Origin of the sequence: Actinomyces sp. HMSC065F12, from assembly GCF_001814535.1 — a bacterium.
GTDB lineage: Bacteria > Actinomycetota > Actinomycetes > Actinomycetales > Actinomycetaceae > Pauljensenia > Pauljensenia radingae_A.
This window is the reverse complement of record NZ_KV816968.1, coordinates 171,647-177,511: the sequence shown is the minus strand read 5'-3', so window position 1 is coordinate 177,511 and position 5,865 is coordinate 171,647. Positions and strand designations below refer to the sequence as shown.

Below are 5,865 nucleotides of genomic sequence, written 5' to 3'. Positions count from 1 at the left end.
ACGCCCACCCCATACACACATTTCGAGCATTAACTCTTCGTTTCCACTTGGATGTGCCGGTGCGTGATATAAGCATACCTAGAGTGTTTAGCGTAGTAGACAAATAATGTTTAGTGAGCTATACTTAATGTGTGAAAAGGCGAGACCTACTCAAGAAACTCAAAACCATTGCCCAGCAAACAGGCAACCCCATGACCACCACAGAAGGCGGACGACACACCCAAATCACAATAGGCCCCCACGTCACCTACGTCCCCCGTCACAGGGAAATAGACGAACACCTGGCCAAAGAAATCCTCAAACAAGCGAAAGGACTCAAATGAACATCCACGCAACCGCCAGCTTTCACGGCAAATGGTGGGTACTCGAATTTGAAACACCAGCAGGAGTGCGATTCACTCAAGCACGCCACTTAAAAGACGCCGAAGAAATGATACGCGATATCTGCACCATGGAACATGTGAACGTCGAGAACGTTGCTATCAAGCCGCAGGTTCCCGCCATTGTGCGTGAATACCATGAAAAAAGCACCCGTGTCACCCAAGAACAAGAAGCCCTCGCACGCACATCGAAAAAAACAGTCGCAACACTCAGGGATCTTGGAATGTCTGTCCGCGATGTTGCCAGCGTCATGGGAATCTCACCGGGGCGAGTATCCCAACTCGCCAAGTAGGCGCACTACTCCCTTAAAACATCTAACACTTTATCACAGGATTGTGTGAGTGGGTAGCGTTCATGCGCGTGTTGACCACAGCAAGAGGGTAGGTTTTCGGCTTACCCGCCCTAGGTTCAATGACCCCCCGGTGTACCCATAGGTCGAAGCGGTTGTCTGTGAGGGTGGGCCATATTGTTTTCAGGTCCTGCCGCGTCACATACACGTCTAGGCTGGCAACATGCAGGAGCCGCGTCCAGGCTGCCTCGCCCTGGGTGAGATACAGGCGGTCGCAAATGTTGCACCACGACTGGTCGGTGAGCCCGCGCTTGGTGGGGTACCGGTAGATCCTCCCACCACATTCACACGTGCCGACGAGCATGGGAGCATGCTCGGTCAGGCGGGCGATGTGGTGGTGGATGCGGTGGATCTCGTCCAGGACAGCATCCGCATCCGGGTAGTGTTCTGCTGCCCATGGCATGTCACGCTGCAGGTCAGCTATCGGACTGCCTGTCGAGTGCGTGCCGCGCTCACCGGCAATCAGCGTGGCGTAGGAGGAGAGGATTTTAAGGGCTCCTACGTGTGTGCGGATACCTGGCCACCCGTCGTCGGTTTGGTCGATCCGGTGGTCGAGCCCGAAGGGTAGGCCGTTGTGCCTGGCGCACCTGGCTGGCGTGACGCGGGCTGACCTGACACCACACACGGCCAGTGACTGCGCGGTGAGCAGTGGGAGCCATGCGGCTATGTCGGATAGCTCGTTGATGGCTCCTTTTTTTCTGTCGTTTTGTTGTGTCTTTGTACGTCAACCTGTCTCCCATCTTTTGGTGTACACACCTCTTGACACTACTGTTAATAGGTGTTACCATTTAGCTATGACGAAGCCAATGCCGTACCGGAAACTAACCGCACTCCTCAAGTAGGCAGGCTTCACTTCACGCCAAGGCAAAGGCGACCACGAAATATGGACCAACGGGCCTTTCCGCGTTACCATCATTCAAACCCGCGAAATCTCTCCAAGCCTCACCCGCAAAGCACTCAAAACAATCGAAGCAAGCAAAAGAAACACGAAATGAACGCGATAACCATCACTGCCCGCCGCTGGAGCGGCGGCTGGGAACTGTGGAACGGTAACGACATCTGGACACAGGTGCGCACTCTTGCCAAAGCCCGCCAGCAAGTAATTGACTACCTCGACACGATGGAAGAAGACATCGATCACTCCACGTGGAACATCACGATCGTCCCTGAAATAGCACAAGCCGCCCAGGTCGAGCAATCTGCCGCAGCATCTAAACTGGCTGAAGAATCCGCCAGAGCGGCCTCCGCGGCATCCCGAAAAGCAGTGCGAGCCCTGAAAGACGATCGCTACTCTCTGGCAGATATCAGCTACATTATGGGCTTGTCCCGCGCACGCGTCTCGCAACTCGCCAACTCTTAACATCCAGATTCTTTCCGCCAATTCAGACCAGCTGCCATTTCTCTTGACAGCGCTTCCTTGTCGCGGGGTTGGGAACCGGTGGGGTTGCCGTCAATAATGGTGGATGCTTCTGGCTGTGCTTGGTCGTGTCGTGCTCACCGTCGCGTTCCTTTCATTTTGGTTTCAATTCTTGCAGGTTTACAATCGTTTTTCACCCGTAGGCAGGTGCGGTGAGCTGTGGTCGTAATGAGTCGCCTACCTAAATGCTCTAGGGGGATTGACTTAAATAAGTCAATGGGGGTAGAATATAGTAATGAAGCGGAGAGACCTCATCAAACAACTCGACAAGCTCGCCAAAGGAGAAACACTCACCCTCACAGAAGACGGCAATCACTCCCACGCCCCAGAGAAGTCAACGAGCTACTAGCGAAAGCGATCATCAGTAGGGCACAGAAATGACACACATCAACGCAACCGCCACCCGCTGCGACGGATGGTGGTCCGCCGACTTCACCATCAACAACCGCGAGTACGGAACCCAAGCGCGCCGCCTCGACCAGCTCGAAGCCATGATCAAAGACGCCGCCACACTCATGACCGGCCAGCCCGAAGAAAGCTTCACCGTCACCATCGAACCCTGCGGGCTCCCACTCGAAGCAATCAACCGCTACAAGAACGCCACAAAAGCTGCACGAGAAGCAGAACAGGAACTGTCCGCGTCTTCGCGCAAAGCAATCCAACTCCTGACACAGGCGGGCCTGTCTATGCGTGACATTGGATCGATCATGGGCATATCCGTACAGCGCGTCTCCCAGCTCGCTAACTCCTAAGTTCATAAGTCCGTATCCGACTTACTACTAGTCAAGGACGGCTAAGTCACTGTGCGTCGTGAGTGCCCACTGGGAACCTAGGCCGTTGACTGCGCGGCGGTTGGCGACAACGGTCCCCGCGGGCGCATTATCGTTACCCATCTCGGTGTGCGCTTCGTTGCCCCATTGGCCGGGTAGGACGCAGCCGCCGTACCCTTTTGTTCTGACGACGATGCACCTGCCCATGTGTCGCATATTGACAATGTCGCCGGTGTCGCCGGCTCCAGCGCGTACTTTCCGGTCGATTCTATCGTCTACCTGTTGGGCGAGGTAGTTGGCGATGGTGTCGAGGAGCCTGCTAGCGCTGACTCCTTCCCTGTAGATGCGGGCTTCGACGCGGTGGTCGCTTCCGGAAGTGGGTTGGTCGTGGGTGGTGATTTGGTGGTGAGGACGCGATGGATGACTCGGTCGAGTATTGCTTGAGCGATCAACATAGTGATTGTGATGGGACTGGTTTGTGTGATGCGCTAGATGTGCTCTTTGTCTTGGGTACGAGGGCGTGCGTCGATTCAGTTTCCACGCTTAGTGCGTCTTCTGCGAGGGTGAGGCCGACTCGGCGGCGGTGATCTAGGCAATGACCACGTCAACACCGCATACCTGAGAAACGTCCGCGGTGGTGTGGCGCATCTGTAGCCTTTGGGGCGAATTCGTCTGCCACGTCATTGAACGCTGCACGCCAGGAATATCGACGAACTGAGTGTGACGTGTGTTGGGTGGCGGGTCGGACAGGCCGCCTTTGTGTTGCGTCAGATCCATACGAGGGCGGACACGTTTGTGGGGAGTAGGTATGCGTTCGGGAATTGGTTCGAGGCAGCACCAGTGCGAAGTACCCCCGCGTACGCGGGGAAGAGTCGAACGACAACATTGTTTATTCGCTCCATCCGGAAATACCCCCGCGTGCGCGGGGAAGAGCGGTGGCTGGCAGTGCGAGGCGGGCGCGGCACGGAAATACCCCCGCGTGCGCGGGGAAGAGTGCCGGGCGACACTGAGCGGGTCTAAAGCGCCGGAAATACCCCCGCGTGCGCGGGGAAGAGCTCCCTGCTCTATCTATTTTTCTTCCAAATCCGGAAATACCCCCGCGTGCGCGGGGAAGAGTCGTTTGGTGTGAATTGTGCGAGGTCAGAGCCGGAAATACCCCCGCGTGCGCGGGGAAGAGAACGAGTACTTTGACTGCGCGCGGTCAATATCAGAAATACCCCCGCGTGCGCGGGGAAGAGAAACCTGATTGGGCTTATATGCCCATGAGTTCGGAAATACCCCCGCGTGCGCGGGGAAGAGGTGAACGACACGCGCAGTGAGGTGCGTGACTTGGAAATACCCCCGCGTGCGCGGGGAAGAGTGATGCGGATGATGATTTCCGCGCTGCTGCAGGGAAATACCCCCGCGTGCGCGGGGAAGAGCGACGCGGGTGGGTGGGACTACGCCGGTCGATGGAAATACCCCCGCGTGCGCGGGGAAGAGTTATTGAACGCTTGGCCTAGCTTCTTCATGTAGGAAATACCCCCGCGTGCGCGGGGAAGAGACGATGCGAATAATTCCGGCCTCTGGCTTACCGGAAATACCCCCGCGTGCGCGGGGAAGAGCGCGCGACACGGACTGGCGTGATGCCGTCCATGGAAATACCCCCGCGTGCGCGGGGAAGAGAGATCATGCGGAAAAGTGGTTGCCGTGGCGTCGGAAATACCCCCGCGTGCGCGGGGAAGAGCGCTTGAGTATTTGCGGCCGCGCCATGACACCGGAAATACCCCCGCGTGCGCGGGGAAGAGAATGAGCTCGAATCAATTAAAGATCGACATCTGGAAATACCCCCGCGTGCGCGGGGAAGAGGAGGATGCGAACAGTCATGGGAGACACCGCACGGAAATACCCCCGCGTGCGCGGGGAAGAGAGTTTGTGCGCGGTATGCAACGCTACTACCGCGGAAATACCCCCGCGTGCGCGGGGAAGAGATCACCATGCGCCATCTCGTTACCAAAAAGCCGGAAATACCCCCGCGTGCGCGGGGAAGAGCTCAAATACTTCATCTGCTGATATATCGAAGTGGAAATACCCCCGCGTGCGCGGGGAAGAGTCTGGTGGCAGCACGCGCGGTGACAGACCTGCGGAAATACCCCCGCGTGCGCGGGGAAGAGCGCTAATGGCTTTGCTAGTTTTGCGCTTTGTTGGAAATACCCCCGCGTGCGCGGGGAAGAGTGAGTGGTGGAGTGTACGAAGCCCACTGCCGAGGAAATACCCCCGCGTGCGCGGGGAAGAGGAAATCCCATCCGTCATGCCAGGCCCATACCCGGAAATACCCCCGCGTGCGCGGGGAAGAGTCAAGGGCCGGGCGGTAGAATGCCGGCGTCATGGAAATACCCCCGCGTGCGCGGGGAAGAGTCGCCGGGCAGATCGTATGTATGCATGAACATGGAAATACCCCCGCGTGCGCGGGGAAGAGTCATCTTTCGCTCCTTTCAGGCTCTTTTTTGTGGAAATACCCCCGCGTGCGCGGGGAAGAGGACCTCGAGGATCTCGTCACCGAGACCGGAATGGAAATACCCCCGCGTGCGCGGGGAAGAGCAGACACCGAAAGGCAAACCCCTATGGACACCAGAAATACCCCCGCGTGCGCGGGGAAGAGGGCCGCTGACCGTCTTACCGGCACTGTTTGCTGGAAATACCCCCGCGTGCGCGGGGAAGAGTCAAACGCGACACCACCGACCTTGCCACAACCGGGAAATACCCCCGCGTGCGCGGGGAAGAGTCGCCTGAGCCTTGGGCAATTGCGCTGAGATTGGAAATACCCCCGCGTGCGCGGGGAAGAGTCAAACACCGTGGGCACGATCGACGCCAAAGCGGAAATACCCCCGCGTGCGCGGGGAAGAGGGCAGCTCACGCTGCACACCCCAACGGATACCGGAAATACCCCCGCGTGCGCGGGGAAGAGC

5 protein-coding genes and 1 CRISPR repeat array are annotated in these 5,865 nt (G+C 57.8%); of the genes, 3 read left to right on the top strand and 2 right to left on the bottom strand.

What is annotated here, in order from left to right; translation table 11 throughout:
• Positions 1-319 precede the first annotated feature (319 nt).
• Positions 320-673 (top strand): hypothetical protein, encoded by a 354-nt coding sequence (locus tag HMPREF2975_RS05035; protein ID WP_070726137.1) that lies wholly within the window; start codon positions 320-322, stop codon positions 671-673.
• A gap of 22 nt (positions 674-695) precedes the next feature.
• Here HMPREF2975_RS05035 and HMPREF2975_RS05030 read toward each other — a convergent pair whose 3' ends face one another.
• On the bottom strand, positions 696-1,355 hold the full coding sequence (locus tag HMPREF2975_RS05030) for a hypothetical protein (protein WP_070726135.1): 660 nt from the start codon (positions 1,353-1,355) through the stop codon (positions 696-698).
• 366 nt (positions 1,356-1,721) lie between these two features.
• Here HMPREF2975_RS05030 and HMPREF2975_RS05025 point away from each other — a divergent pair, with 366 nt between their 5' ends.
• Complete coding sequence (locus HMPREF2975_RS05025; protein WP_070726133.1) at positions 1,722-2,090, top strand: antitoxin HicB; 369 nt, start codon at positions 1,722-1,724, stop codon at positions 2,088-2,090.
• A 434-nt stretch (positions 2,091-2,524) separates the two neighbouring features.
• Positions 2,525-2,899, top strand: coding sequence for a sigma-70 family RNA polymerase sigma factor (locus HMPREF2975_RS05020; protein WP_070726130.1), 375 nt, complete (start codon positions 2,525-2,527; stop codon positions 2,897-2,899).
• Between the two features lie 606 nt (positions 2,900-3,505).
• Here HMPREF2975_RS05020 and HMPREF2975_RS05010 read toward each other — a convergent pair.
• Entirely contained in the window at positions 3,506-3,694 is a 189-nt protein-coding gene (locus HMPREF2975_RS05010) for a hypothetical protein (RefSeq protein ID WP_070726127.1), read from the bottom strand.
• A gap of 66 nt (positions 3,695-3,760) precedes the next feature.
• Positions 3,761-5,864: direct repeats of the CRISPR family, unit length 29 nt; unit sequence GGAAATACCCCCGCGTGCGCGGGGAAGAG.
• Position 5,865 lies beyond the last annotated feature (1 nt).